This is a genomic window from Phreatobacter cathodiphilus, assembly GCF_003008515.1.
GTDB lineage: Bacteria > Pseudomonadota > Alphaproteobacteria > Rhizobiales > Phreatobacteraceae > Phreatobacter > Phreatobacter cathodiphilus.
In genome coordinates this window covers 825,642-852,500 of the sequence record NZ_CP027668.1, presented here as the reverse complement: position 1 = coordinate 852,500, position 26,859 = coordinate 825,642, and the positions used below count along the sequence as shown (strand labels likewise).

Genomic DNA, 26,859 nt, shown 5'->3' with positions numbered 1-26,859 from the left:
GGCCCTGGTACGGTCAGCTCGCCAAGGGACTGCTCTACAATGCCGGGGAATTCCTCGACGTCGAAAGCTACACCAACGTCAACCGCTGGTCGGAACAGGTCTTCGCCCGTCCCGCCGTGCAGCGCGGCCGGATGGTGAACCGCGTCACCGGCGATCCCGCGAGCCAGCTCCACGAGCGGCACGAGGCGAGCGACTTCGAGACGAAGACCCAGGACAAGATCGCGCCGGCCGGCTGACGGGCAGGGAGCGGCCGCGTCCTGGCGGCCGCTCCCCTCGGAGGTTCCGCGTTCGGGCCAGCCCCTTGGGCCGCACCGGATGAGAAGGGTTTGCCGGCCGCGGGGCAGGCGTTGATGTGCCTCAATCCGCCCGACGGGGACCGGCGGACGCCCCTATTCCACATGTCGATTTAGATATTTTTAGGAATAACGCGTCAATGTTCATGCAAGTATTCGCGGAATTCCCCTACAGGGTACCGCGGACAGCACTTCGGCTGCCGGCGAAGAGCAACGGAACATCATAACACGTGGCGTTCAACCGCGCCCGCTACCAGGACCCTCTCCGATGAAGACCATGGCTCAAGCCGCCTCCGACGAGGCCACGGAACGCGCTGTCCGGATGCGCTTCATGCGCATCAACGATGAAACCAGCGCCCTGCTGCGGGAGTTCTGGAAGGTCGTCGAGCCGACCCTGCCGCAGATCCTCGAGGGGTTCTACCGGCACGTCACCAGTGAACCCAAGCTCGCCGCGATGGTCGGCAAGGAGATTCCGCGGCTGAAGGCGGCGCAGGGCGGCCACTGGGCGAAGCTCTTCTCCGGCACCTTCGATGCCTCCTACATGAACGGCGTCAGGACGATCGGCCATGTCCACAACAAGATTGGCCTCGAGCCGCGCTGGTATATCGGCGGCTACAACTACGTGCTCGCCCAGCTCGGGGAACTGGCGGTGAAGACCTACAAGTGGAACCCCGGCAAGCTCTCCCGGGTGCTGACGGCGGTGAACGCCGCCGTGATGATCGACATGGACATCGCCATCTCGGTCTACCAGGAGGCGATGCTCGCCGAGCGGCAGGAGCGGCAGGACCGCATGAGCCGCGCCATCGATTCCTTCAACGTCGAGATGACCGCGGCCCTGAAGACCATGGAACATTCGGCCGAGCAGCTCAGCAGCACCGCCAACGGCCTCGCCGCCAATGCCGAGGAGACCACCCGCCAGTCCACGGCGGTGGCCGCCGCCTCCGAACAGTCGGCCTCCAACGTGCAGACGGTCGCGGCTGCCTCCGAGGAGCTGTCGAGCGCGGTGGCCGAGATCGGCCGCCAGGTCAGCCATTCCACGGAGATCGCCAACCAGGCGGTGCATCAGGCGCGCCAGTCCAAGACGGTGATGGACGGTCTCGCCGAAGCCGCCCAGAAGATCGGCGACGTCGTCAACCTCATCGCCAACATCGCCGGCCAGACCAACCTCCTGGCGCTCAACGCGACCATCGAGGCGGCGCGCGCCGGTGAGGCCGGCAAGGGCTTCGCGGTGGTCGCCTCCGAGGTGAAGAGCCTGGCCAGCCAGACCGCCAAGGCCACCGACGAGATCGGCGTGCAGATCGCCGCCATCCAGGCCGCGACGAATCAGTCGGTGAGCTCGATCACCCAGATCGGCACCACGATCGAGACGATCAGCACCATCGCCGGCTCGATCTCGGCATCGGTCAGCGAGCAGCAATCGGCCATCGAGGAGATCGCCCGCAACATCCAGGAGGCCGCGCGCGGTACCCAGGAGGTGTCCAGCAACATCGCCGGCGTCAGCCAGGCGGCCAGCGAGACGGGGACCACGTCCACCTTCGTCCTCACTGCGGCCAACGCGGTGGCCGACCAGACGACGAAGATCCGCTCCGGCGTGACGGACTTCTTCTCCACCATCAAGGCGGCCTGACGGGCCGGCCGCGGACCGCTCGCAGAGCCGGCCGCCGCGCCGGCTCCCGCGACGGGGCTTCACTTCCCTGCCCCGTCATGCTCTTTTCCTCGCGAACTTTCGCCGAAGGCCGGACGAACCGGCCCGCCCCGACCACGAGGAAACGTCGATGACCCTGATCCTGAACCGCCGGGCGGCACTCGCCGCCGGTGCCGGCCTTCTCAGCCTCTCCGCCCCCGCCCTCGCCCAGGCCCGCCGCCGCCTCACCGTCGCCACCGGCGGCACGGGTGGCGTCTATTTCGTCTATGGCGGCGGCCTCGCCCGCGTGCTGACCGAGAAGGTGCCGAACGTCCAGGCGACCTCGCAGGTCACCGGCGGCTCGGTGGACAACATCAACCTGCTCTCGGCCGGCGACGCCGACATCGGCTTCTCGACCCTGGATTCGGTGATCGACGCGCTCAACGGCGTCGGTGCCTATGCCCGCGGCGGCAAGCGCGACATCCGCCTGATCGCGGTGCTCTACGACAACGTCCTGCATACGGTGGCGACGCCCGCGATCAACTCGGTCGCCGAGATGAAGGGCAAGCGCATCGGCGTGGGGTCTGCAGGCTCCTCCACCGAGGGATGGGCCGACCGCACGCTGGAGGCCGCCGGCCTCAACCCCAAGACCGACATCATCCGCGACAATCTCGGCGTCGCCGAATCCGCCAACGCGCTCGCTGACGGCAAGATCGCCGGCTTCTTCTGGGGCGGCGGCGTGCCGACGGCCGCCATCCGCGATCTCGCCCAGAACGGCCGCACGCCGTTCAAGCTCCTCGACACGTCGAAGGAGCTGGCGGAGATGGACAAGAAATTTCCCGGGCTCTACCGGCTCTCGGTCATGCCGCCGAACTCCTATGCCGGCCAGACGCAGCCGGTGCAGGGAATCGGCGTCGCCAACGTCATGCTCGTGGATGGCAAGGCGCCGAACGATCTGGTCACCCTCATCCTCGAGGGCATATTCAACAACCTGACCGACATGCAGGCCATCCACCCCGAGGCCCGCAAACTGAGCCTGCAGAGCGCCGCGGCGAAACTGGCAGCGCCGTTCCATCCGGCCGCCGAGGCCTTCTACAAGGCGCGCGGCGTCTCGATGTAATCGCGGCGGAGCCGGCCGACCGGGAGCCGGGGCGGGTCGACCGTTCCGGCTTTCGGACATGCGGCGCGAGCGCGGCCGGCAAGAGCCGTGGATCCGGCGGCCAGCAGGGGACCAGACAGATGACGGCAGGTGGAACACCGGCTTCGGCGGCCGGCGAGCGCATCCTCACGGACGAAGAGATCGAGAGGCTGTCCTCGGACTCCGAGGGCGGACCGGCGCGGCGGGTGAGCGGCTGGCTCGGCTGGCTGACGGCGGGCGTCTCCTTCTTCGTCGCCGCCATGGCGCTCTACTGGACGCAGTTCTCGATCACGACCACCGTCTACCGGGCGAGCTTCCTCAGCCTGTGCCTTGCGCTGATCTTCATCCTCTATCCGCTGGCGCGCCCGGGCCCCGACGGCGCGACGCAGACGCGCCGGGCGAGCATCGAGGAGCTGGTGGTGGCGCTCATCGCCATCGCCATGGTCGCCTATGTGCTGCACCACCCCAACCCGATGTTCACCGTCTTCGGCCGGTCGAGCTTCGGCTACGGCCTCGGTTGGGCGCTGATCCTGTGCTTCGCCGCCTATCCGCTGCTGGTCTCGAATCGTTTCCTGGCGCGGCTGCAGCCGGCCGACTGGTTCTTCGCGGTGCTGGCGCTCTACAGCGCGTACTATCTCTCCACCAATATCGACGAGTACAAAACCCGCGCCATGCGGCCCTCGCCGGAGGAGCTGGTCATGGGCCTCGCGCTCATGCTGCTGGTTCTGGAGGCAACGCGGCGCACGGTGGGCTGGGTGCTGCCGGCGATCGCCGCCGCCTTCCTCGTCTATTGCTATGCCCGCACCGGCTGGCTGATTCCCGACGTCTTCGAACATCGCGGCTTCACGCTCAACCGCATCGTCGGGCAGAACTTCCTGACGCTCGAGGGCATCTTCACCACGCCCCTCGACGTGGCGGCGACCTTCATCATCCTCTTCACCATCTACGGGGCGGTGCTCGACCGCGGCGGCGCCGGGCGCTTCTTCATCGAATGGGCCTTCGCCCTGTTCGGCAAGAACCCCTCCCCTTCGGCGCCGGGCCGCGCGGTGGTCGCCTCCGGCTTCCTGCTCGGGACCGTGTCAGGCTCGGGCGTGGCGACGACCGTCACGGTCTCGACCCTCGCCTGGCCGATGCTGAAGCGCTCGGGCTACGATCCGCAGGTGGCGGGGGGGATGCTTTCGGCGGCCGGGATCGGCGCCACGCTGTCGCCGCCGACGCTGGGGGCGGCAGCCTTCATCATCGCCGAGTTCCTCGACGTCGACTATCTGCAGATCCTCATCTACGCCACCATCCCGACCGTCCTCTACTACGTCTCCTGCTGGCTGATGACGGAGGCCGATTCCCGCCGGCTCGGCGTCGTTCCGGTGCGCACGTCGGATGCCTCGGTGTGGGAGCTGACCAAGCGCGGCGGCTACCACTTCATTTCGCTCGCCGCGATCGCGGTGTTCCTGGTGATGGGCTTCACCAGTTTCATGGCGGTCTACTGGTCGATCGTCGTCGCCTTCGTCCTCTCCATGGTGCGGGAGGATAGCCGGCTGGTGACGCGCGAGGCCTTCGCGATCGGCTGCCTCGCCGCCCTCGGCGCCTGGCTGTTCGGCATCAGCGGCATGCCGCAATCGCTGGGGCTGCAGGAACTGTTCAACGACCGCATCTCCGTGGCGAGCTTCTGGGGCATGGCGGCCGCTGTCGCGGCCTCCGGCCTGCAGAGCTGGAGAGCCACGCGCGCCGGCCGGCCGGTTCCCCCCGGCGGCACCGGCATGATCGACGCGCTGCTCGACGGGACGCGCTCGACGCTTGGGATCGTGGCGGTCTGCGCCTGCGCCGGCATCATCGTTTCGGTGGTGAACCTGACCGGCCTCGGCCTCACCATTTCCGGCATCATCATCTCGGCCGGCGGCTCGAACGTCTTCCTGATCCTGCTGATGGCCGCCCTCGCCATGTGGGTGCTCGGCCTCTCGGTGCCGGTGACGGCGAGCTACATCATCGCCGCGGTCATGCTGGTGCCGGCCCTGGTGAAGGTCGGCGTGCCGCCCGCGGCTGCGCATATGTTCATGTTCTACTATGCGGTGCTCGCCGACGTGTCGCCGCCCACCGCGCTCGCCCCCTTCGCCGCTTCGGCCATCACCGGCGGCGAGCCGTTCCGCACGACGATGCAGGCGTGGAAATACACGCTGCCGGCCTTCATCGTGCCCTTCATGTTCTGCCTAACGCCGGACGGCGCCCAGTTGCTGATGCTGGTTCCTGCCGGCACCAATGCCGCGGGGGCGGTGGTCTATGCCATGCCGGCGACCTTCGGCGCGTGGATGTCGGTGTTGTGGGTGACGCTCGCCGCCTGCGTCGCGCTGGTCGGCTTCTGCGTGGCCTTCGCCGGTTACGGCCTCGCCCGTGCGACGGCGGCCGAACGCGTGCTCTGCCTCGCCGCCGGCTGCCTGCTGCTGGTGCCCAACGGCTACAGCCAGGCGGCCGGGCTCGCGGCGCTGGCGATAGGGCTCGGCGCCCACTGGCGGCGGGTCGGCCGCACCGGCGGCCCCCTGCCGGCGGGCTAGCGGCCGCGCCGGAGCTTCTCGTAGCGCCGGATCGCCCTGTCGCGCTTTAGCCGGGACAGGCGGTCGAGCCAGAAGACGCCGTCGAGCTGGTCGATCTCGTGCTGGAGGACGACGGCGAGGAAGCCGTCCGCCTCGCCGCGCTCCTCGGCGCCCGACAGCGTGTTCCAGGCGAGGCCGATCCGGGCGGGACGCTCCACCTCTTCGGCGATGCCCGGCATGGAGACCGAGCCCTCCTGCTCGCGTCTGAGCTCGGGCGATGTCCAGAGGATCTGCGGGTTGACGTAGAGCCGCATCAGGGCGTCGTCGGCGAGGCGGATCGCCACCAGCCGCTGCTGAACGCCGATATGGCAGGCGCTGAGGCCGATGGCGGGAGCCGCGACCACCGTGTCCATCAGGTCCTGGGCGAGGGATTCCAGGGCTGCGTCGAAATGTTCCACCGGCGCCGCGCGCAGCTTCAGGCGCGGGTCGGGATACATGACGAGCGGTCTGGCGGGCACGGGATCACTCCTTCGCAAGCCCTGCTCTCTAGCCGAGCGGGCCCATGGGCAAAAGGGTCCCGCGCCCTCCGCTTGCCCATTCGGACGGCGTCTCCTGCCCCGCCCGTGGGCGGTCCGGGAGGAACTGAGCTCCGCCAGCAACGCCTCGTCCACAGCATCGGCGCCATGCCCGCGGCGGGTTGCAATGGAATGGATGTTGCATGAGGATGCGGGCCCGGCGGAGGTTTCTTTCCCGCCTCGAACCTGTTCAAGCGAGTGACATTCGACGTGAGCGCCCTGCCCCAGTCTGCCGCCGATTCCCTGGCCCCCGTCCCCAATGCCGGCCCCGTCCTGTCGGTGTCGAACCTCGTCACCTCGTTCCTGCGGGAGGGCGAGTGGAACGCGGTGGTGCGCGGCGTTTCCTTCGACGTCGGCCCCAAGGAGACCGTGGCGATCGTCGGTGAATCCGGCTCCGGCAAGTCGGTGACGGCGCTGTCGATCATGCGCCTCATCCCGCCGCAGAGCGGCCGGGTGGAGGGCAGCATCAAGCTGGCGGGCCGCGAGCTCACCACGCTGCCGGAAAAGGCGATGCACCACGTGCGCGGCAACGAAGTCGCCATGATCTTCCAGGAGCCGATGACATCACTCAATCCAGTGCTGACCATCGGCTTCCAGATCGCGGAGGCGCTGATCTACCACCGCGGTCTGTCGCGGCAGGAGGCCGAGGCGGAGACGGTGCGCCTGCTCGAGAAGGTGCGCATCCCCGCCGCCAAGTCGCGCTTCCACGAATATCCGCACCGTTTCTCCGGCGGCATGCGCCAGCGCGTCATGATCGCCATGGCGCTGGCCTGCCGACCGAAGCTGCTCATCGCCGACGAGCCGACCACGGCCCTCGACGTGACGATCCAGGCGCAGATCCTCGAGCTCATCAAGGAGCTGCAGGAGGAGGAGGACATGTCCGTCCTCTTCATCACCCACGACATGGGCGTGGTGGCCGAGATCGCCGACCGGACGGTCGTCATGTATCACGGCAAGGCGGTGGAGGCCGGACCGACGGAGCAGATCTTCGCCGCGCCCGCCCATCCCTATACCAAGGCTCTGCTCTCGGCGGTGCCCCAGCTCGGCTCGATGAAGGACATCAGCCGGCCGATGCGCTTCCCCATCGTCGACAAGACGACGGGCGAGAGCGACGTGCCGGTGGAGACGCCGGACACGGTGAAGGCCGCCGAGCGGCCGGTGCTCGAGGTCTCCGGCCTCACCACCCGATTCGACATCCATTCCGGCCTGTTCGGCAAGGTCTCGGGCCGCGTCCACGCGGTGGAGAACGTGTCCTTCTCGCTGCACTCGGGCGAGACGCTGGCGCTCGTCGGCGAGTCGGGCTGCGGCAAGTCCACAACCGGCCGCTCCATCCTGCGCCTGATCGAGCCCAATGCCGGCTCGGTCCTCGTCGACGGCGAGGACGTACTCGCCATGGACGGCGGCAAGCTGCGCGACATGCGCAAGCGCATGCAGATCATCTTCCAGGACCCCTTCGCAAGCCTCAACCCGCGCATGTCGATCGGGTCGGCCATCGCCGAGCCCTTCTATGCCCACGGACTCGCGACCGGCTCGGAGGCGCGCGACCGCGTCGCCGACCTGCTGACCCGCGTCGGCCTGTCGCCCGACATGGCCTCGCGCTATCCGCACGAGTTCTCCGGCGGCCAGCGCCAGCGCATCTGCATCGCCCGCGCCCTGGCGCTCGGGCCGAAGCTGATCGTCGCTGACGAGGCGGTCTCGGCCCTCGACGTGTCGGTGAAGGCGCAGGTGGTCAACCTGATGCTCGACCTGCAGGCGAGCATGGGCCTCGCCTATCTGTTCATCTCCCACGACATCGCGGTCGTGGAGCGCATGTGCCACCGCGTGGCGGTCATGTATCTCGGCGAGATCGTCGAGATCGGCCCGCGCGCCGCGGTCTTCGGCAATGCCCAGCACCCCTACACGAAGAAGCTGATGTCGGCCGTGCCGATCCCGGATCCGGCCCGCCGCCTGCAGAAGCGCGGCGTGTCGAATGACGAGATCAAGAGCCCAGTGCGCTCGCCCGACTACGTGCCGCCCGTGCGGCAGTATCGGGAGGTCTCACCCGGCCACGTGGTCATGGCCTGGGAGTGAGGCTTTCCGCCTTTGTCGAATGAGGAAGGCCCCGGTTTCCGGGGCCTTTTTCTTGTGCGGTGGGTGTGCAGGAGACGGGTGGCAGTCGCACCGCCCTCTCTCCATGGCCGGGCTCGTCCCGCCCATCCACCATGTGACCCTCCGCCCTGCAGAACCGAAGTGCGTCCTTCGAGGTTCGCTGTCGCTCGCACCTCAGGATGAGAAGTGCGGCGAGTTGCATCAGACGTATCGCCGGCCGGTGCGGCTCGATGCCAAGCACCACCTTCCTCATCCTGAGGTGCGAGCCCCGGCGATGCATCAGCATCGTCCGGCGGCGAGCCTCGAAGGACGCACTTGCCTGATGCAGCGAGCTTCCCGGGCCATCCGTTGTGCCTCTCAGAAATGCTCGAACCGGCCGGAGCCAAAGGAGAGCACCTGCCCTCCTGCCGTCCAGGACACTTCGGCGCCTTCGGTGACCTCCCCTATCACCGTCAGCGGGACATTGGCCGCCGCCGCATCGTCACGGAGCGCGGCGAGACGGTCCGGCGGGCAGGCCAGCAGGATTTCGTAGTCGTCGCCGCCGGTCAGTGCGCGCATCCGCAGGGCGGGGTCCAGGGCGATGGCGGCGGCCGCCGCCCCCGATAGCGGCACCGCTCCGGCATCGAGCCGCGCGCCGGTGCCCGAGGCCGCCATCATCTTGGCGAGGTCGCCGACGAGCCCGTCCGACACGTCCATGGCGGCCGAGGCATGACGGGCGACGGCGGCGGCGAGGGCGACCCGCGGGCGGGGGCTGAGATAGCGGTCGACGAGATGGGCGCGCTCCTCCGGCGCGATGAGGCGCAGCCAGTCGGGCGCCGTCGCGGGCTGGCGTTCGGCCTGCCGCGCGGCGAGCCCGAGGGCGCCGTCGCCGATCGTTCCGGTGACGCAGAGGAGGTCGCCGGGCCGCGCACCGCGTCGGCGCACCGTCCGCGTGGCACGGCCGAAAGCGGTGACGGAGAGGGTGAGCGGGCCCGGCACCTTCACCGTGTCGCCGCCGAGCAGCGGACAGCCATAGGCGGTGATGTCGCGGCCCAGCCCATCGGCGAAGGCGGCGAGAAAATCGGTCGTCCAATCCGGAGGCAGGCCGAGGCCGAGGAGGAAGCCCGACGGCACCGCGCCCTTGGCGGCGAGATCGGAGAGATTGACCCTCAGCGCCTTCGCCGCGATCAGCCCGGGCGGGTCGTCGGGAAAGAAATGGACACCGGCGATCGCCATGTCCTTGGTAACGACGAGGTCGCCCTCCCCCTCCGGCACCACGGCCGCGTCGTCGGTGAGCCCGTCGGCGCCGGCCGAGGTGGCGAGGGGCGCGAAGAAGCGGGCGATCAGGTCGTCTTCGGACGGACGGGTCATGCGGCGATGATGGCGGAAAGGCCGGGCGAAGGGGAGGCCTCCCCTCAGCCCTTCGGGGCCTCGCCCATCTCGGCGGCGCGCACGCGCTTGGCGATCTTGTCGAGCACGGCATTCGCCATGCCGACCTCCTCGCGGTCGACGAAGGCGTCGGCCACGTCGACATATTCGGCGATGATGACCTTGGCCGGGACGTCGGGCCGCTCGAAGAGTTCGTAGGCGCCGGCGCGCAGCACGGCGCGCAGAACGGCCTCGATGCGGCGCAGCGGCCACTCGTCGGCAAGGATGCGGTCCACCGCCACGTCGATGCGCTGCTGCTCGCGCATCACGCCCTGAATGATGTCGCGGAAGAACTGGTGATCGGCGGGCAGATAGGTCTCGCCTTCCACCTCGCGGCCCATCCAGAAGGTCTGGAACGAGCCGATGACGTCGTTGATGTCGGAGCCGGCGACGTCCATCTGGTAGAGCGCCTGGACGGCGGCGAGCCGCGCCGTGCCGCGCTTGTTCGCCTGTTTCGGAGCGACCTCGGCCATCACGCCTGCTCCGCCGCGCGCTTCAGACGGATCATGGCAAGGCAGGCCTTCGCAGCGCCGCCGCCCTTGTCGAGGTCGCTCCTGCGGGCGCGGGCCCAGGCCTGGGCGTCGTTCTCGACGGTGAGGATGCCGTTGCCGAGGGGCATCTTGCGGGAGACGGACAGGTCCATGAGGGCGCGGGAGCTCTCTTCGGAGACGATCTCGTAGTGGGTGGTCTCGCCACGGATGACCGTGCCGAGAGCGACCGCGCCGTCGAAGGGCTGGCCACGTGCCGCCGCCGCGTCCATCAGGATGGCGATGGCGGCCGGGATCTCCAGCGCGCCGGGCACGGTGTGCACCTCGCAGGTGGCACCGACCTCGGCGATGGCGGCCTTGGCGCCCTCCAGCAGGGAGTCGGCGAGATCGTCATAGAACCGCGCCTCGACGATGAGCACGCGGGCATGGGTCGGAATCACGTGCTCGGGCGCGGAACGCGGGGCAGCCATGGCAGGTCCTTCGGAATGGGAGCGCTCTAGTAGCCCCCCGCCTTCGCCTCCGCAAGGCGGGCCGCGTAGCGGGCCATCATGTCGACCTCGAGGTTGACCCTGTCGCCGGCCGTCGCGCCGCCCCATGTCGTCACCTGCAGGGTGTGCGGGATCATGGTGACGGTGAAGGTGTCGCCCGAGACGCCGTTGACGGTGAGCGAGGTGCCGTCGAGAGCAACCGAACCCTTCTCGGCGATGAACTTCGCCAGCTCCCGGGGCGCGCGGAAGACGAACCAGGCGGTGCCGTCGCGATCCTCGCGCGAGACGATCTCGGCGACGCCGTCGACATGGCCGGTGACGATATGGCCGCCGAGCTCGTCGCCGATGCGCAGCGAGCGTTCGAGATTCACCGTCTTGCCCGCCTGCCAGGCGCCGAGCGTGGTGCGCGCCAGCGTCTCGCCGGAAGCGTCGATGGAGAAGACGGTGCGGTTGCCCTGCTCGGCGAGGGAGGTGACGGTGAGACAGATGCCCATGTGGCAGACCGAGGCGCCGAGCGGCAGGCTGTCGGCGGGGTAGGAACAGGCAACGGAGAGGGTGCGCGCCGTGCCCTTCTCCTCGACGGCGATGATCTCGCCCACGTCGGTGATGATGCCGGTGAACATGGGTCAGGCTCCCTCGGGGACGGTCGGATCGGGGCGGAAGGTGTCGATGCGGTCGCAGCCGGCCATGCGGCTCTCGGCGAGCCGGTAGCGGGCCGGCATGGGCTCGGTGAAGCCGGGCACACCGTCGCCGAGAGTGACCGGCGAATGCGCGACGATGATCTCGTCGGCGAGGCCGGTGCGCATCAGCGTGGCGCCGAGGATGGGGCCGCCCTCGCTCATGACGCGGGTGATGCCGCGGGCCGCCAGCAGGCGCAGCGCGGCGCCCATGTCGACGACGCCGTCGGGGCGGCGGCTCACCAGCATGACCTCGCAGCCGGCGCGGCGCAGGGCGCGTTCGGCCTCGGGCGGCGCGCCGACGGTGGAGATGACCCAGGTCGGCACCTCGCCGGCCGTGGCGACGAGGCGCGAGGTCAGCGGCAGGCGGAGTTTCGAGTCGATGATGACGCGGATCGGCGAGCGCGCCTCCATGCCCGGCAGACGGCAGGTGAGCATGGGATCGTCGGCCAGGACCGTGCCGATGCCGATCATGATGACGTCGGCCATGGCGCGCACGAGGTGGAGCTGGACCGTGGCCGCGGGGCAGCTGATCTGGGTGCGCGCGCCGCCGGCGGCCGCGACATAGCCGTCGGCGGAGAGCGCCATCTTGAGCTGGACGAAGGGGCGGCCCTGGCGCACGCGGATGAAGTGGCCGCGGTGGTCGAGGGCGGCCTCCGCCGCACCCGCGCCGACATCGACGGCGATGCCGTAGGCCCGGAGCATGTGGAAGCCGCGGCCGTGCACGCGCGGGTCGGGGTCGCCGACGGCGCAGACGACGCGGGCGATGCCCGCGCGCGCGAGCGCGTCGGAACAGGGCGCCGTCCTGCCGTAGTGCGAGCAGGGTTCGAGGGTCACATAGGCGGTGGCGCCGCGCGTCGCGCCGGGGCCGGAGACGGCGAGCGCATGGGCGATGGCGGTGGTCTCGCCGTGCGGGCGGCCGCCCGCCTGCGTGACGCCGCGACCGACCACGACGCCGTCCTTGACGATGACGCAGCCGACGGAGGGGTTGGGCCAGGCGAGGCCGAGATGGCGCCGGCCGAGGCGCAGCGCGTGGTCCATGTGGGCGAGATCGACCGCCGTGAAGGCGTTCCCGTCCATCACGTCAGCGGCGCTCGGGGTCGGCGGTCCCCTCGCCGTCCTCGGACATCTCGCCGATGAGCTGCTGGAACTCGCGGGGGTCGCGGAAATTGCGGTAGACCGAGGCGAAGCGGACATAGGCGACGTCGTCCAGCGCCTTCAGCGCCTCCATGACGATGCGGCCGATGTTCTCGGCGGGGATGTCGGATTCCCCCGAGGCCTCGAGCTGCCGGACGATGCCGGAGACGAGCCGCTCGACACGCTCCGGGTCCACGGGCCGCTTGCGCAGCGCGATCTGGATCGAGCGCATGAGCTTGTCGCGGTCGAAGGGCACGCGCTTGCCGGAGCGCTTCACCACCACCAGCTCACGCAGCTGGACGCGCTCGAAGGTGGTGAAACGGCCGCCGCACTCCGTGCAGACGCGCCGTCGGCGGATGGCGGAGCCGTCCTCGGTCGGACGGGAATCCTTCACCTGCGTGTCGGCGAAGCCGCAGAAGGGGCAGCGCACGGGCCCGGCGCCGCGTCAGGAATAGATGGGGAAGCGGGCGGTGAGATCCTTCACCTTCTCCCGCACGGCCGCCTCGACCGCCGCGTTGCCCTCGTCGGAATTGGCCTTGGAGAGGCCGTCCAGCGTCTCGGCGATGAGCTCGCCCACCCGCTTGAACTCGGCGATGCCGAAGCCGCGCGTGGTGCCGGCAGGGGTGCCGAGGCGGACGCCCGAAGTGACGAAGGGCTTCTGCGGGTCGAAGGGGATGCCGTTCTTGTTGCAGGTGATGTAGGCGCGCCCGAGGGCGGCCTCGGAGGCCTTGCCGGTGAGGTTCTTCGGGCGCAGGTCGACCAGCATCAGGTGATTGTCGGTGCCGCCGGTGACGAGGTCGAAGCCGGCCGCCTTCAGCGTCTCGGCCAGCGCCTTGGCATTGGCGACGACGGCGTGGGAATAGGCCTTGAACTCGGGGCGCAGCGCCTCGCCGAAGGCCACCGCCTTGGCGGCGATGACGTGCATGAGCGGGCCGCCCTGCATGCCGGGGAAGACCGCCGAGTTGAACTTCTTGGCGAGGTCCTCGTCATTGGTGAGGATCATGCCGCCGCGCGGGCCGCGCAGGGTCTTGTGGGTGGTGGTCGTCGCCACATGGGCGTGCGGGAAGGGCGAGGGATGGGCGCCGCCCGCCACCAGCCCGGCGAAATGCGCCATATCGACGAAGAAGACGGCCCCGACCTCGTCGGCGATGGCACGGAAGCGGGCGAAGTCCCAGACGCGGGCATAGGCCGAGCCGCCGGCGACGATGACCTTCGGCCGGGACTCGCGGGCGATGCGCGCCACCTCGTCCATGTCGATGAGCTGGTCCTCCCGGCGCACCGTGTAGGGCGCGACCTTGAACCACTTGCCGGAGACGTTGACCGGCGAGCCGTGGGTGAGGTGGCCGCCGGCGGCGAGGTCGAGGCCCATGAAGGTGTCGCCGGGCTGCATCAGGGCGAGGAATACGGCCTGGTTGGCCTGGCTTCCCGAGTTCGGCTGAACGTTGGCGAAGCGGCAGCCGAACAGCTTGGTGGCGCGCTCGATGGCCACCGTCTCGGCGATGTCGACGAACTGGCAGCCGCCGTAGTAGCGCTTGCCCGGATAGCCCTCGGCATATTTGTTGGTCATCACCGAGCCCTGCGCCTCCATGACGGCACGGGAGACGATGTTCTCCGAAGCGATCAGCTCGATCTCGTGCTGCTGGCGCCCGAGTTCCTTCTGGATGGCGTCGAAGATGACCGGATCGGCCTCGGCGAGGGAGGCCGAGAAGAAGCCGTCGAAGGGCTCGGTGGCGGCGGCAGAAGACGAGGACATCCGGATCACTCCGTGGCACGGCGAGGGTCGCCGGGTCGGTCGGGAACTGGGCTAGCCGGTAGCACAGCGTCGGTTGCAAGTCCAAGGTTCAGCGCGCTCGGCACACCAGACCTTGTGCCGATATTACGCCCCCTCCCCCGCATCCTGCGCGAGCCGGCGTTCGAGCTTACGACGGGCGAGGCGTTCCAGATCGGGCAGCGCGGTGTGGATCGGCCCCATCACCACCACCTCGGTGCCGGTGTCGGCGCAGATGGCGGCGCAGCGGATATAGGCACCCAGCGCGGTGTGCTCGAAATAGACGGTGCGCGGCTGTGATTCGGGCATAGTGCGAGTGTGGCACGGGTGGTGACGGCGCGTGAGAGGCATGCCCCTGGCGGCGCGCTGCCTTCCCGGCCTCGAGGCGACATGTGCGACGTGTGTCCGTCGCGGGTCGTCTTCGTCCCAGGTGCAACCACGCCCCTGACGCGAAAAGCCCGGCGCGAGGCCGGGCTTCGATCACGTCAGCAGGGGCGGACCGGACCGGTCAGCGCAGCGCGACCGGCTGGGCCGGAGCGCCGGCGGCCTGCGGGCCGATGCCGTCGCGCTGGTAGATGTCCTCGCGGAACTGCACGAGGCCGTCCGGATTGGCCCAGGCGGTGATGTAGACCCAGTAGACCGGCACGGGCTGCACCGGCTTGGCGTCCACCCGGTCGGTGGTGCGGAAGATGCGGTCGATCTCCGAGCGGCTCCACTGGGTGCCCTGAAGAATCCAGGCGATGAGCTCGCGGACGTTCTGCACGCGGGCGCAGCCCGACGAGTGGAAGCGCTGGTCCTCGCCGAACAGGCCCTTGGAGGGCGTGTCGTGCATGTAGACTGCATGCTGGTTCGGGATGTTGATGCGGACGTTGCCCATCGAGTTGCCCTCGAAGGGGTCCTGACGGAAGCGGTAGTTCATCGCCTCCATCGTGTTCCAGTTGATCGACTCCGGGGCAACCTCCTGGCCCTGGCCGTTGAACACGCGGATGCGGTTCTTGGCGAGGTAGTCCGGCTCGGCCTGCATCTTCGGGATGAGGTCCTTGCGGATGATGGAGGCCGGCACCGTCCAGTACGGGTTGAAATTGATGTCCTGGACGCGGGTCGAAATGACCGGCGACTGGCGGTCGATCTTGCCGACGACGGTGACGTGGCGGGAGACGACCGTGCCATTTTCCACCGCCTCGAGCTGGGCGGCGGGGATGTTCATGACGATGAAGCGGTTGCCGAGGAAGCCGGAATGGGCGCGCACGCGGACGAGGTTGGTCTCGAGCTGGCGCAGCCGCATCTCGGCCGGCACGTTGAGGGCGGCGAAGGTCGACTCGCGCACCTGCCCGTCGGGCGAGATGCCGTGGCGGGTCTGGAACCGCTTCACGGCGGTGTCGACGAAGGAGTCGAAGACATCCGAGCGGCCGGCGGAGGGGTTGAGGTCGCCGGAGGCGATCAGCCGCTCACGCAGGGCGACGACGGACCGGCGACGGGCGCCGATGCGCAGGCGCTCGCGGTCCGGCACGGGCTGCCAGCCGCCGCGCGAGACGATGCCCTGGTACTGGGCGATGGCCTGTTCTAGACCCTGGACCGTGTGGGGGCCGAGAACCGGATAGGGATTGATGCTCGGGCGGCCGCGCGATCCCGCGTCGAAGCTCTCCGACCATTCGGCGACGGCGCCGCGTCCGGACTGGGCCAGGGCGGGGCTCGCAGCCGCCATGGCGCCGAGCGAGGCGAGGCCACCGAGGAGCGTGCGCCGGTCGAGCAGCGAAACGGAATACGCGGGGAAACGATCGGTCACGATAACGGCTCCGGATGATCGGCTGGGTCACCCCCCGCCAGCGCGTGAGGAAACACCATTATCCTTAAGGAATGCCAAGCGGGTGTCGCGTCGCACCTAGGGCAACCAATGTGACCAACTCAAGGCATTTCCTGCAGCGGAGCCCTGCGCAGGCGAGAAAGTCAGCCTGAAAGCGGCTGAGACGGGCCGATGTGGCGAAACCGGCGCACTCCAGGGGAGACGCCGGCATCGCAATTCGACAGGATGTGAGGCCTTGGGAAGGTCAGTTCCGCCGGTCGGCGCGGCCCTTCGCCAGCAACAGGGCTCCGGTGACGCCGAGCATGTTCTCGGCGAGCAGAAGAACCATGGCGAGGCCGGCGCCGAGCACCGCCCAGTTGGAGATCGTCGTCGTCATGGCCGTTCCTCAGAGCCGGTAGAGAATCTGGTCGGTCCAGAAGCGCTCCAGGCGGAGCAGCGACTTGTTGAGGGTCTTGAAGTCGTCGAGGGCGATGCCGCCGACCTGCTCGACCGTGCGGACGTGCTTGGCGTAGAGCGCCTTCACGATCTCGGCGATCTCGTGCCCCTTGGGCGTCAGGCTGATGCGGACCGAGCGGCGGTCGATGCGCGAGCGCTGGTGGGAGAGGTAGCCCATCTCGACCAGTTTCTTCAGATTGTAGGAGACGTTCGAGCCGAGATAGTAGCCCTTGGTGCGCAGTTCACCGGCGGTGAGCTCGCGGTCGCCGATGTTGAACAGCAGCAGCGCCTGGACGGCGTTGATGTCGGAGCGGTTGCGGCGGTCGAACTCGTCCTTGATGACGTCGAGCAGCCGGCGGTGGAGGCGCTCGATCAGCGTGAGAGCCTCCATATAGACCGGCGTGATGGCCTCGAAGCGCTCGAGACGTTCGGGTGAAATCGGCGGCGACGCGACGTCGCGCGCCTTGGTCATCATGCTCATGGGACGCCTCTTGTCCTGGTTGGCGCCGGGGCGTTTTTTGACCCTCGGCCGAGCGGCCCTGTTCACCGCTCGTGTGCCCTCAACCTAGACCGGCGAATTTTAAAAGCCCCCGAACAAACAGCGTGAAGGCGGCTTAACCATTACTTCCTCAACACGGGACTGCATTGATATCTCGGCAATATCTCGTTGTCTTTTCATCAACCTGAGCAATGTCGAGCAAGGTTCGGTAAAGGATCGCAAGTACCGAATTCCCGACACTTGGCCGACGATGTTTACATTTGATTCAATCGCGGGAAAGCGCTCGTCAACCATCGCCTGGCGATGGCGTCATTCAACTCGACGCAAGCGGTGAAACGTCCTGTTCAGCATAGGGCGATGACGTGGCGTCAGAGCGCGGTCAGGACCTTCCGCGCCGGGATCACCCCCGGCGCAGGTGACGTAAGGTCACGTCGTCCGGGTTCACTTGCCGCGGAGGAAGTTGACGATGCCGGAGAAGTCGGTACCGGCCTCGCCCTGGGCGGCATAGAGGCCGTAGAGGGCGGCGGCTTCGGCGCCAAGCGGCGTGACGGCGCCGGCGGAGCGCGCGGCGTCCTGGGCGAGCTTGAGGTCCTTCAGCATCATCGCCGCCGTGAAGCCCGCCTGGTAGCCCCGGTTGGCCGGTGAGGTCGGCACCGGGCCGGGGACCGGGCAATAGGTGGTGAGCGACCAGGACTGGCCGGAGGACTTGGAGGCGATGTCGAAGAGCTTCTGGGCGTCGAGGCCGAGCTTCTCGGCCAGCACGAAGGCCTCGGAGGTGGCGATCATGGTGATGCCGAGGATCATGTTGTTGCAGATCTTGGCGGCCTGGCCGTTCCCCGGCCCGCCGGCATGGACGATGGTCTTGCCCATCGCCTCGAGATAGGGCTTGGCCGCGGCGAAAGCCCGGTCCTCGCCGCCGCACATGAAGGTGAGCGTGCCGCCGCTGGCACCGCCGACGCCGCCGGAGACGGGCGCGTCGATCATGGCGAGGCCGCGCTCCGCGGCGGCCTTCGCCGTGGCCCGCGCGGTATCGACGTCGATGGTGGAGGAATCGATCAGCAGGGCGCCCGCCTTGGCGCCGGCGATGATGCCCTTCTCGCCGCCATAGAGGGCGCTCACCTCGCGCCCCGAGGGCAGCATGGTGACGACGACGTCGGCCTCGCGGACAGCCTCGGCGATGGAGGCGGCGCCCGTGCCGCCGGCCGCAACGTGGCGCTCGACGGCGGCGGGGCTGACGTCGGTGCCGACGACCCTGTGGCCGGCCTTGACCAGGTTGGCGGCCATCGGCCCGCCCATGTTGCCGAGCCCGATGAAGGCGATGGTGCTCATGAAGTCCTCCCGTCGTGTCTGGCGCCCGTGCGCAGCCGGGCCTCTCATTCGGTGAAGGCGTCGTCCGCCTGGCGGGCCGCCATCATGGCCGCTCCGGTGTAGAAGAGCAGGAGCACGGCGTCGGCGATGGTCGCCGGCAGCGAGCGCGCGGCGATCTGCACCCAGCCCTGCATGCCGCCGATCATGGCGAGATCGATGCCGATGGCGATGGCCGTGGCCAGGATCCAGACCACGCCGCCCCATGCGGAGGTGAGCCAGAGACCGACGCCGGCGACGAGTTCGATCACCGCGAAGAAGACGATGGAGGCCTGCATGCCCGGCGGCAGGTCCTCGAAGCCGATGCCCTCGGCATTGGGGCCGCCGCAGATCACCATCCACTGCATCAGGCCGCGACCGATGACGAGCACGGCCAGCGCCCGCATGAAGATGCGATAGATGCGGCTCCAGTCGATGCTCCGCTCCTCGGCATCGGCCTGGATCGGCGCGTCGCTGGCGGTGCGGAGCTTGGTCGCGCTCATCGCGGGATGACAGGCGGTACGAGTTCGCCCTCGCCAAGCGGCGCGAAGTGAGCCGCGATCATGGCGGGCGTCACCTCGGCGAGAGTCGAGGGGCGCCAGCGCGGCGCATTGTCCTTGTCGACGATGACGGCGCGCACGCCCTCGTAGAAGTCGTGGCCGCGGCAGATGCGCGAGACGATGCGGAATTCGGTCGTCATCGCGGCCTCGAAGTCGAGCGCGCGGCCGGCCCGCACCTGGGCGAGGGCGATCTTCATCGAGGTCGGCGACTTGGCCGCCATGGTGGCGAGCGTCTGGCCGCACCACTCGTCGCCGGCCGCCTCGGCCGCGGCGAGCGCCTCCATGACCTCCTCCACCGTGTCGAAGCGGAAGCAGGCGTCGATCGCGGCGCGGCGCGCGGTGACGCTCGCCGGCTGTGTGGCGACGTCGGCGAAGCCCTCCAGCACATGGTCGACCGTCTCGCGGCCGCAGAGGGCCTCCAGCACCTCGGTGAAGCGCTCCGAGGCCATGGCGTGGGTGGCGAGCCCGGTGGAGAGGGCATCGCCCTGCCGCATGCGCTCGCCGGTGAGGGCGAAATAGGCGCCGATCTCGCCGGGGATGCGCGGCAGGAAATAGGTGCCGCCGACGTCGGGGAAGAAGCCGATGCCGACCTCGGGCATGGCGAAGACGAACTTCTCGCCGGCCACCACGTGGCTGCCGTTGATGGAGACGCCGACGCCGCCTCCCATGACGATGCCGTCGATGAGCGAGACGTATGGCTTCGGGTAGCACTTGATGAGGATGTTGAGCTCGTATTCCTCGCGCCAGAACTGCAGCGCCTCGTCGTGGCGTCCGGCCTCGCCGAGATCGTGCAGCACGCGGATGTCGCCGCCGGCGCAGAAGGCCCGCCCGCCGGCCCCGGTGACGACGATGCGCGTCACGGCGGGATCGACCGCGAAGGCGTCGAGCGCCCGGCGCATCTCGCGCACCATGCCGAGGGTCAGCGCGTTCAGCGCCTTCGGGCGGTTGAGGATGATGAGGCCGGCCGAGCCGCGGCGCTCGATCAGGACTTCCGGGTCGGCCGGGGCTTGAATCGGTTCGCTCATGCCCTGCCCTCTATCACGCGCCGAGCAGGTCGCGCGAGACGATGACGCGCATGATCTCGTTGGTGCCCTCGAGAATCTGGTGCACGCGAACGTCGCGCAGCACGCGCTCGATGGGATGGTCGTTGAGATAGCCGTAGCCGCCGTGCAGCTGCAAGCAGCCGTTGACCACCTCGAAGCCGACATCGGTGGCGAAGCGCTTGGCCATGGCGGCAAGCGTCGTCGCCCGCGGGTCCTTCTCGCCGACGGCGACGGCGGCGCGGCGCACCATGAGGCGCGCGGCCTCGAGCTCGGTCGCGTAGTCGGCGATGCGGAAGCGCAGCGCCTGAAAATCCTTGATCGCCTGACCGAACTGCTTGCGGTCGCCCATATAGGCGATGGTGCGGTCGAGGCAGAATTGGGCGCCGCCGAGGGAGCAGGCGGCGATGTTCAGCCGGCCCCCGTCCAGGCCGGCCATGGCGATGCGGAAGCCCTGGCCCTCCTCGCCCACCATGTTCTCGGCGGGAACGCGGACATTGTCGAAGTCGACCACGGCGGTCGGTTGGCTCTTCCAGCCGAGCTTCTTCTCCTGGGCGCCGAAGGAGAGGCCGGGCGTGTCCTTGTCGACGACGAAGCAGGAGATGCCGCGCGCGCCCTCCCCGCCGGTGCGGGCCATGACGACATAGACGTCGGAACGGCCGCCGCCGGAGATGAAGGCCTTGGCACCGGTGATGACCCAGGAATTGCCGTCTCGGACGGCGCGGGTGCGCAGCGATGCCGCGTCGGAGCCGGCGCCAGCCTCGGTCAGGCAGTAGCTGGCGAAGGTGTTCATGGCGCAGAGGTCGGGAACGTAGCGACGGCGCAGGTCCTCGTGCCCGTAGGCGTCGATCATCCAGGCGGCCATGTTGTGGATGGAGATATAGGCCGTGGTGGAGACGCAGCCCTGGGCGAGTTCCTCGAAGATCACCGCAGCGTCGAGCCGCGTGAGGCCGGAGCCGCCGACATCCTCGCGCACATAGATGCCGCCGAAGCCGAGCGCGGCGGCGGCCCGCAGCGTCTCCTCGGGGAAGACCGAGCCGGCATCCCAGTCGCGGGCATGCGGCGCCATCTCGGCGACCGCGAAGTCGCGCGCCACCTGGCGGAAGGCTTCCTGGTCTTCGGAGAGGGCGAAATCCATCGGCAGGGGAACCCGGAACAACTGAATGGACCGGTTATGGGGCTTGGCAGCGTCGGGTCAATTCGGCCGGGCGGGGGAGCCCGATCGACCGAGGTCTCGTTGGAAGGAGGTCCGCGTGCGGCGGGACTGTTCCGAATAATTCCAGAGTGATATTCATATGTCATCAGCGGCCGCCCAGAGCCGCGGAGACCGGCCATGACCCTTCGCGCCCTTCACAAGCCCGCCGCGGAAGCCTCCAGCACCGCGTCGAAGCTCGACCTCGCCACGCGGCTGAGACGAAACCGCAAGAGCGAGTGGTCGCGCCGCCTGGTGCGCGAGACCGTGCTCACCACCAACGACCTGATCTGGCCGATCTTCCTGGTCGACGGCAGCGAGCCGCGCACCCCCATCGCCACCATGCCCGGCGTCGACCGCGTCTCCATCGACGAGGCCGTGCGCGAGGCGGAGAAGGCGGCGCGTCTCGGCATCCCCGCCCTCGCCCCCTTCCCCTATGTCGACCCGGCCCTGCGCGACCCCGTCGGGTCCGAGGCGGAGAACCATCGCAACCTCATGTGCCGCGCCATCCGCGCCATCAAGGCGGCGGTGCCGGAGGTCGGCCTGATCACGGATGCGGCGCTCGATCCCTATACCTCGCACGGCCATGACGGCGTGCTGACAGAGTGCGGGCGGGTGCTCAACGACGAGACGGTGGCCATCCTGTGCCGGCAGGCGCTGGCGCTGGCGGAAGCCGGCGCCGACTGCATCGCCCCCTCCGACATGATGGACGGCCGGATCGGCGCGATCCGCGCGGCGCTCGACGCCCGCGGCTTCACCGACGTGCAGATCATGAGCTATGCGGCGAAATACGCCTCGGCCTTCTACGGGCCGTTCCGCGACGCCATCGGCACGAGGAAGACGCTGATCGGCGACAAGCGCACCTACCAGATGGACCCGGCCAATTCCGACGAGGCTCTGCGCGAGGTGGAGATCGACCTCGCCGAGGGCGCCGACATGGTCATGGTCAAGCCCGGCATGCCCTATCTCGACATCTGCCGGCGGGTGAAGGACACGTTCGGCGTGCCGACCTTCGCGTATCAGGTGTCCGGCGAATACGCGATGATCGAGATGGCGGCGCGGGCCGGCGCCATCGACGGCGAGCGCGCCATGCTGGAGAGCCTCATCGCCTTCAAGCGGGCCGGCTGCGACGGCATCCTCACCTATTTCGCGCCGCGGGTGGCCGGGCTGCTCAGCGTCGCGGCGTGAGAAGCGGCATCGCCCTCGCCCTGGCCGCGCTGGCGGCCGGCGGCTGCGCGCCGGTGGTCGAGCCCGATCAGCTTGCGCTCTGCCGCGAGGTGCTTCCCGCCCTGCACGAGGAGGGCACGGTCATCCGCGAGAGCCGCTACGGCCCTCCCGCCGACGGCCCCGGCGTGCGCATCGACTATCTCGCCGAACGCAGAGGCCGTCCGCGCACGGTGCATGTCGCCACCTGCCGCTTCGACGGGCGGGACGGGCGGGGACGGCCGACGCTCGCGGCCCTCGCCACCGAGCGCGGCCCTCTGTCGGAGACGCGGTTCATCATTCTCAAGCGCTGGTGGCTCGAACAGGCGCCAGCCCCGTCGCTATCGGCGGCGAAACATCGCTCGGGCCTCGCGGAAAGCGCCGGGGCGGGCTAGACCTTGGCGATGACCGACGCGCCGGACACCGCCGCCTCCCGCCTCACCCATGCCGACGTGCGCGCGGCGCGCGACATCATCGCCGGCCGGGTCATGCGCACGCCGATGCTGCCGGCGCCGCCGCTCTCGGCCATCACCGGTGCCGAGGTCTTCGTCAAATACGAGAACCTGCAGGTCACCAACTCCTTCAAGGAGCGCGGTGCGCTGGTGAAACTCGCCTCGCTGACGGATGACGAGCGCCGCCGCGGCGTCATCGCCATGTCCGCCGGCAACCACGCACAGGCCGTGGCGCTGCACGCCAGCCGGCTCGGCATTCCCGCCACCATCGTCATGCCGGAGACGACCCCCTTCGTGAAGGTGGCGGCAACGCGCTCCCACGGCGCCACGGTGGTGCTCGACGGCGAGACGCTAGCGGAATCGCAGACGCGCGCCGAGGCAATCCGGACGGCGGAGAACCGCGTCTGGGTGCACCCTTACGACGACCTCGCCGTCATGGCGGGACAGGGGACCATCGCCTGCGAGATGCTGGAGGACGTGCCGGACCTCGACATGCTGGTCATCCCCATCGGCGGCGGCGGCCTGATCGGCGGCAATGCGGTGGCGGCCAAGGCGATCCGCCCGGCCATCGAGATCGTCGGCGTCGAGGCTGCCCTCTATCCCTCCATGTGGAACGCCGTCCACGGCGGCGACCGGCCGGTCGGCGGGCCGACGCTGGCCGAGGGCATCGCGGTGAAGATCGTCGGGCGTTCGACACTGCCGGTGGTGCGGGATCTCGTGTCCGCCATCGTGCTCGTCGGCGAGAGCGACCTCGAGCGCGCCGTCAATCTCTACCTCACCCGGCAGAAGACCATCGCCGAGGGTGCGGGCGCTGCCGGCCTTGCCGCCATGTTGGCCGAGCCGGAGCGCTTCCGCGGCCGCAAGGTCGGGCTGATCCTCTGCGGCGGCAATATCGACCCGCGCATCCTCGCCTCCATCATGGTGCGGGAGCTGGAACGGGAGAGCCGCATCGTCTCGCTGCGCATCACCATTCCCGACCGGCCGGGCGTGCTCGGCACGGTGGCGAGCCTCATCGGCCGTCTCGGCGGCAACATCCTGGAGGTCGAGCACCGGCGGCTGTTCCTCGACACGCCGGCCAAGGGCACGAAGCTGGACGTGACGGTGGAAACGCGCGACGGCAGCCACGCCCACGAGATCCTCGCCGCGCTGGAGGCCGAGGGCCTGCCGGCGGTCCGCATCGAGTCGGGCGGCGGCCGGCTCGGCTGAAAATCAGCGACGCATCTTGCGTGCGATGCAGGCTTCGATCTGCGGCTGCAAGTGACCCGGAAAGCGAGCTCCCGGGCCGCCAGTGAACCCGAACTCCGCCCAGCATTGGCGACGCGCCTGTTGCGGCGTCAGCGTACCGCCCTGCTGACGTGCCTGCATCTCGCGCTGGCCATGCGACGCCGGTATCAGGAGGAGATCTGCAGAAGCAGGAACTATGCCCGCCAATAGTCCGACGACAACCACTGGAGAAGCAATGCGGCGCATGTGACGTCCCTCGTTTCCGCTACGTTAAACTCAGAGAGCGCCCGTTCCATCCGCAAATTTCCGCATGTGGGAAAAGGTTCCGAGCGCACCGGCAGTGACGTGCATGTCACTTGCCCGGCCAGCCGACCGGCCTATCTTTCATGGTGTTCACGGCGAGTCTCGCGCACGGATCCGCCGCTCCTCTCGCTCGATCCCGAGACGTCTTGACCCAGCAACCGCGCGACACGCCCCAGTTCTATCTCACGGCCCCGACGCCGTGCCCCTACCTGCCCGGTCAGTCGGAGCGGAAGGTGTTCACGCATCTGGTCGGGCCGAAGGCGCCGCAGCTCAACGACATCCTGACCCAGGGTGGGTTCCGCCGGTCGCAGTCCATCGCCTACCGGCCGGCCTGCGAGACCTGCCGGGCCTGCGTCTCGGTGCGGGTGCCGGTGGCCGACTTCCGCCCCGGGCGCTCGTTCCGCAAGGTGATGCTGAGGAACGGCGATCTGGTCGGCGAGATGCGCCCGGCCATTCCGACGTCCGAGCAGTATTCGACCTTCCGCGCCTATCTCGACGCCCGCCACCGCGCCGGCGGCATGGCCGACATGACCGTGCTCGACTACGCCATGATGGTGGAGGACAGCCACGTGAAGACGCGGCTGGTGGAATACCGCAAGCGCGACGCCGACACCGCCATCAACGGCCGGTCGAAGGGCGACATCGTCGCCTGCGTGCTCACCGACATCCTCGCCGACGGGCTGTCGCTGGTCTATTCCTTCTACGAGCCGGAGGAGGCTTCGCGTTCGCTCGGCACGCTGGTGATCCTCGACCACATCGCCCGGGCCAAGGCCATGGGGCTCCCTTACGTCTATCTCGGCTACTGGGTCGAGGGCTCCGCCAAGATGGACTACAAGGCGCGGTTCCTGCCGCAGGAGCGGCTGATGCCGGAGGGGTGGGTGCGGGTGGACAGCGCCGGCGACTAGTCGATCGGCCGCGTCAGGGTCGAGAAGGTGTAGTCGCGCGCGCCGTGCGGCTTGTGGCAGGCGAAACAGGCCTCGGTCGGGACTGCACGGCGCTGGCCCGCTCCATCGAAGGCGCCATAGTCCCAATCGGCATTGCGGATCGCCTCGGGAACGAGGTCGCCCCAGCCGTGGCGCTTCTCCATGACGGCGATGGCGGTGATCCGCGCCGTCGGAACGAGGCGCCCGTCCGCCCCGGTCACGACGTTGCCGGCGGCGTCGGTCTCGGCGGCATGGTCCTCCATGACGATGACCGTGCCGTCAGGCAGGGGCCTGCCGGCGTCGCGCAGGCCGGCGGCGTTCGGCGACAGGTAGAGGAAGCGGATGATCTTGCGATCGGGCTTGTCGACCTTGTCGTAGAGCAGGAAGCTCGTGGCGTAGCCGGCGGGAACGGCGACGCGGGTGGTCTGGGCGAACTGGGCGAAGCCCGGCACGGCCAGACCCGCGAGGAGAGCGGCCCCGAGAACCGCAGCGAACCGACGGCGCATGACGTGTCTTCCCAAGGACGTTTGCCTGGATCGGATCACGTAACGTCACCGGCAGCAAGGACTCCGTCACCGGCGGTCTTCACGCTGCGGTGATCCCCCGGAGGGCCGTCCATCCGGCGACGCGGGCCGCGTCACATCGCTGTCAGGGGGGCGCGTTAGCGAAGATCGTCTCCCTCTGCCCGGTGCCCGCCATGCCTTCCCGTCGCCTCGTCCTCGCCGGCCTCTCCAGCCTGGCGCTCGCCACAGCGGCCCGCGCCTTTCCGGAGCGGCCTCTTCGGTTGATCGTGCCTTTCGCGCCGGGCGGCTCCACCGATGTCGCGGCGCGGCTCCTCGCCGAGGCGCTCGGGCCGGTCATCGGCCAATCGGTGATCGTCGAGAACCGCGCCGGCGCGAACGGGGCGGTGGCGTCCGATGCGGTGATCCGCTCCGAGCCGGATGGCCATGTGCTGCTGGTGGCCTCAGCCTCGACCCATGGCGTCAACCCCGCGGTGGCGCGCCGCCTGAGCTTCGATCCCGTAGCCGACTTTGCCCCCGTCACGATGATCGGCACCACGCCGCTGGTGCTGGTGACCTCACCGGCCTTCGGCGTGACCACCCTGGCTGCGTTCATGACGCGCCTTCGCGAGGAGCCAGGCAAGCACAGCTACGCCTCGGCGGGAGCAGGCTCGATCACCCATCTGGCGGGCGAACTCTTCAAGCTGAAGGCGGAGCTACCCGACGTCGTGCACGTGCCCTATCGGGGCGGCGGGCCGGCCATGCAGGCCGTACTGACCGGGGAAGTGGCTTTCACCATCGAGAGCCTCGCCTCGGCCGCCTCGCTGATCGAGGGCAAGCGCGTTTTGGCGCTGGCTGTTGGTTCGCCGACGCGCCAGGCTGTCCTTCGGGACGTGCCGACCTTCGCCGAGGCAGGCCTTCCCGGCGTCGAGCTGGCGACCTGGAACATGCTGCTCGCGCCGAAGGCAACGCCGCCGGAACGGATCGAGAAGCTCGGCCAGGCGGCGCGGACGGCGCTGGCCGGGGAGACGCTGCGGGCCCGGCTCGCCGCCGCCGGCACGACCGCCATCGCGGACGCCTCATCCGAGCAGACCGGCCGCTACCTCGCCGCGCAGATCGAGGGATTCCGCGCCGTGGTGAAGGCGGCGCAGATCGCGCTGGCGGACTGACCC

Annotated in this window: 27 protein-coding genes (1 of these 27 cut by a window edge); 10 read left to right on the top strand and 17 right to left on the bottom strand. The window is 69.2% G+C overall.

Annotated features, from left to right (window positions below; all coding sequences use genetic code 11):
* From yghU to C6569_RS04190, 4 genes are all read left to right on the top strand, one after another.
* On the top strand, positions 1-236 hold the 3' portion of the coding sequence (gene yghU, locus C6569_RS04205; protein ID WP_106747661.1) for a glutathione-dependent disulfide-bond oxidoreductase. The gene continues 640 nt to the left of window position 1, outside the view; the window shows 236 of its 876 coding nt (coding positions 641-876); its start codon lies beyond the left edge, outside the window; the stop codon is at positions 234-236.
* A gap of 388 nt (positions 237-624) precedes the next feature.
* Positions 625-1,920 carry a methyl-accepting chemotaxis protein gene (locus C6569_RS04200; protein ID WP_181313904.1) on the top strand — a complete coding sequence of 432 codons (1,296 nt, stop codon included), beginning with the start codon at positions 625-627 and terminating at the stop codon, positions 1,918-1,920.
* A 148-nt stretch (positions 1,921-2,068) separates the two neighbouring features.
* Positions 2,069-3,037, top strand: coding sequence for a TAXI family TRAP transporter solute-binding subunit (locus C6569_RS04195; RefSeq protein ID WP_106747659.1), 969 nt, complete (start codon positions 2,069-2,071; stop codon positions 3,035-3,037).
* A 119-nt stretch (positions 3,038-3,156) separates the two neighbouring features.
* A complete protein-coding gene (locus C6569_RS04190; protein WP_146144728.1) occupies positions 3,157-5,601 on the top strand; it encodes a TRAP transporter permease in 2,445 nt (814 codons plus the stop codon).
* Here the strand turns inward: C6569_RS04190 and C6569_RS04185 are convergent.
* Positions 5,598-6,098 carry a peptide deformylase gene (locus C6569_RS04185; RefSeq protein WP_106747658.1) on the bottom strand — a complete coding sequence of 167 codons (501 nt, stop codon included), beginning with the start codon at positions 6,096-6,098 and terminating at the stop codon, positions 5,598-5,600. The two genes, C6569_RS04190 and C6569_RS04185, sit on opposite strands and share 4 nt — an antisense overlap.
* Before the next feature lie 267 nt (positions 6,099-6,365).
* Between C6569_RS04185 and C6569_RS04180 the strand changes: the two genes are divergently transcribed.
* Positions 6,366-8,225 (top strand): ABC transporter ATP-binding protein, encoded by a 1,860-nt coding sequence (locus C6569_RS04180; RefSeq protein ID WP_245898227.1) that lies wholly within the window; start codon positions 6,366-6,368, stop codon positions 8,223-8,225.
* A gap of 375 nt (positions 8,226-8,600) precedes the next feature.
* On the opposite strand, the gene thiL is transcribed toward C6569_RS04180, so the two are convergent.
* The 15 genes from thiL to C6569_RS04110 form a co-directional block, all read right to left on the bottom strand.
* Positions 8,601-9,593 carry a thiamine-phosphate kinase gene (thiL, locus tag C6569_RS04175; RefSeq protein ID WP_106747656.1) on the bottom strand — a complete coding sequence of 331 codons (993 nt, stop codon included), beginning with the start codon at positions 9,591-9,593 and terminating at the stop codon, positions 8,601-8,603.
* A 44-nt stretch (positions 9,594-9,637) separates the two neighbouring features.
* The gene (nusB, locus tag C6569_RS04170; protein ID WP_106747655.1) at positions 9,638-10,123 is read right to left on the bottom strand and encodes a transcription antitermination factor NusB; all 486 of its coding nucleotides are present in this window, start codon (positions 10,121-10,123) and stop codon (positions 9,638-9,640) included.
* Positions 10,123-10,608: a 6,7-dimethyl-8-ribityllumazine synthase gene (gene ribH / locus C6569_RS04165; protein WP_106747654.1), complete on the bottom strand. Its 486-nt coding sequence runs from the start codon at positions 10,606-10,608 to the stop codon at positions 10,123-10,125. The genes nusB and ribH overlap by 1 nt, the downstream gene beginning before the upstream one ends.
* A 26-nt stretch (positions 10,609-10,634) precedes the next feature.
* Entirely contained in the window at positions 10,635-11,249 is a 615-nt protein-coding gene (locus tag C6569_RS04160) for a riboflavin synthase (RefSeq protein WP_106747653.1), read from the bottom strand.
* 3 nt (positions 11,250-11,252) lie between these two features.
* Complete coding sequence (gene ribD / locus C6569_RS04155) at positions 11,253-12,383, bottom strand: bifunctional diaminohydroxyphosphoribosylaminopyrimidine deaminase/5-amino-6-(5-phosphoribosylamino)uracil reductase RibD (RefSeq protein ID WP_245898314.1); 1,131 nt, start codon at positions 12,381-12,383, stop codon at positions 11,253-11,255.
* A gap of 4 nt (positions 12,384-12,387) precedes the next feature.
* A complete protein-coding gene (gene nrdR / locus C6569_RS04150; protein ID WP_106747652.1) occupies positions 12,388-12,870 on the bottom strand; it encodes a transcriptional regulator NrdR in 483 nt (160 codons plus the stop codon).
* A 15-nt stretch (positions 12,871-12,885) separates the two neighbouring features.
* Positions 12,886-14,193, bottom strand: a complete 1,308-nt coding sequence (gene glyA, locus C6569_RS04145) for a serine hydroxymethyltransferase (RefSeq protein WP_106747651.1) — start codon at positions 14,191-14,193, stop codon at positions 12,886-12,888.
* A 123-nt stretch (positions 14,194-14,316) separates the two neighbouring features.
* Positions 14,317-14,517: a DUF6898 family protein gene (locus C6569_RS04140; RefSeq protein WP_106747650.1), complete on the bottom strand. Its 201-nt coding sequence runs from the start codon at positions 14,515-14,517 to the stop codon at positions 14,317-14,319.
* 199 nt (positions 14,518-14,716) lie between these two features.
* On the bottom strand, positions 14,717-15,994 hold the full coding sequence (locus tag C6569_RS04135) for a L,D-transpeptidase family protein (RefSeq protein ID WP_245898226.1): 1,278 nt from the start codon (positions 15,992-15,994) through the stop codon (positions 14,717-14,719).
* A gap of 262 nt (positions 15,995-16,256) precedes the next feature.
* Positions 16,257-16,388 carry a hypothetical protein gene (locus C6569_RS22360; protein ID WP_281260390.1) on the bottom strand — a complete coding sequence of 44 codons (132 nt, stop codon included), beginning with the start codon at positions 16,386-16,388 and terminating at the stop codon, positions 16,257-16,259.
* A 9-nt stretch (positions 16,389-16,397) separates the two neighbouring features.
* Positions 16,398-16,919, bottom strand: coding sequence for a transcriptional regulator LdtR (gene ldtR / locus C6569_RS04130; protein WP_425440709.1), 522 nt, complete (start codon positions 16,917-16,919; stop codon positions 16,398-16,400).
* A gap of 468 nt (positions 16,920-17,387) precedes the next feature.
* Entirely contained in the window at positions 17,388-18,275 is an 888-nt protein-coding gene (gene mmsB / locus C6569_RS04125) for a 3-hydroxyisobutyrate dehydrogenase (RefSeq protein ID WP_106747649.1), read from the bottom strand.
* A gap of 44 nt (positions 18,276-18,319) precedes the next feature.
* Complete coding sequence (locus C6569_RS04120) at positions 18,320-18,793, bottom strand: DUF6163 family protein (protein WP_106747648.1); 474 nt, start codon at positions 18,791-18,793, stop codon at positions 18,320-18,322.
* Entirely contained in the window at positions 18,790-19,875 is a 1,086-nt protein-coding gene (locus C6569_RS04115; RefSeq protein WP_106747647.1) for an enoyl-CoA hydratase/isomerase family protein, read from the bottom strand. The genes C6569_RS04120 and C6569_RS04115 overlap by 4 nt, the downstream gene beginning before the upstream one ends.
* A gap of 13 nt (positions 19,876-19,888) precedes the next feature.
* A complete protein-coding gene (locus C6569_RS04110) occupies positions 19,889-21,028 on the bottom strand; it encodes an acyl-CoA dehydrogenase family protein (protein ID WP_106747646.1) in 1,140 nt (379 codons plus the stop codon).
* Positions 21,029-21,223: 195 nt separating this feature from the next.
* Between C6569_RS04110 and hemB the strand changes: the two genes are divergently transcribed.
* The 4 genes from hemB to C6569_RS04090 all read left to right on the top strand — a co-directional run bounded on the left by hemB (position 21,224) and on the right by C6569_RS04090 (position 25,169).
* Entirely contained in the window at positions 21,224-22,270 is a 1,047-nt protein-coding gene (hemB, locus tag C6569_RS04105; RefSeq protein WP_106747645.1) for a porphobilinogen synthase, read from the top strand.
* Complete coding sequence (locus tag C6569_RS04100; RefSeq protein WP_106747644.1) at positions 22,267-22,680, top strand: hypothetical protein; 414 nt, start codon at positions 22,267-22,269, stop codon at positions 22,678-22,680. Before hemB ends, C6569_RS04100 begins: the two co-directional genes overlap by 4 nt.
* Before the next feature lie 9 nt (positions 22,681-22,689).
* On the top strand, positions 22,690-23,943 hold the full coding sequence (locus tag C6569_RS04095) for a threonine ammonia-lyase (RefSeq protein WP_106747643.1): 1,254 nt from the start codon (positions 22,690-22,692) through the stop codon (positions 23,941-23,943).
* A gap of 467 nt (positions 23,944-24,410) precedes the next feature.
* Positions 24,411-25,169 (top strand): arginyltransferase, encoded by a 759-nt coding sequence (locus tag C6569_RS04090; protein WP_106747642.1) that lies wholly within the window; start codon positions 24,411-24,413, stop codon positions 25,167-25,169.
* Here the strand turns inward: C6569_RS04090 and C6569_RS04085 are convergent.
* The gene (locus C6569_RS04085; RefSeq protein WP_106747641.1) at positions 25,166-25,693 is read right to left on the bottom strand and encodes a cytochrome P460 family protein; all 528 of its coding nucleotides are present in this window, start codon (positions 25,691-25,693) and stop codon (positions 25,166-25,168) included. The two genes, C6569_RS04090 and C6569_RS04085, sit on opposite strands and share 4 nt — an antisense overlap.
* A gap of 191 nt (positions 25,694-25,884) precedes the next feature.
* Between C6569_RS04085 and C6569_RS04080 the strand changes: the two genes are divergently transcribed.
* Positions 25,885-26,856: a Bug family tripartite tricarboxylate transporter substrate binding protein gene (locus tag C6569_RS04080; RefSeq protein ID WP_106747640.1), complete on the top strand. Its 972-nt coding sequence runs from the start codon at positions 25,885-25,887 to the stop codon at positions 26,854-26,856.
* Positions 26,857-26,859: the final 3 nt, after the last annotated feature.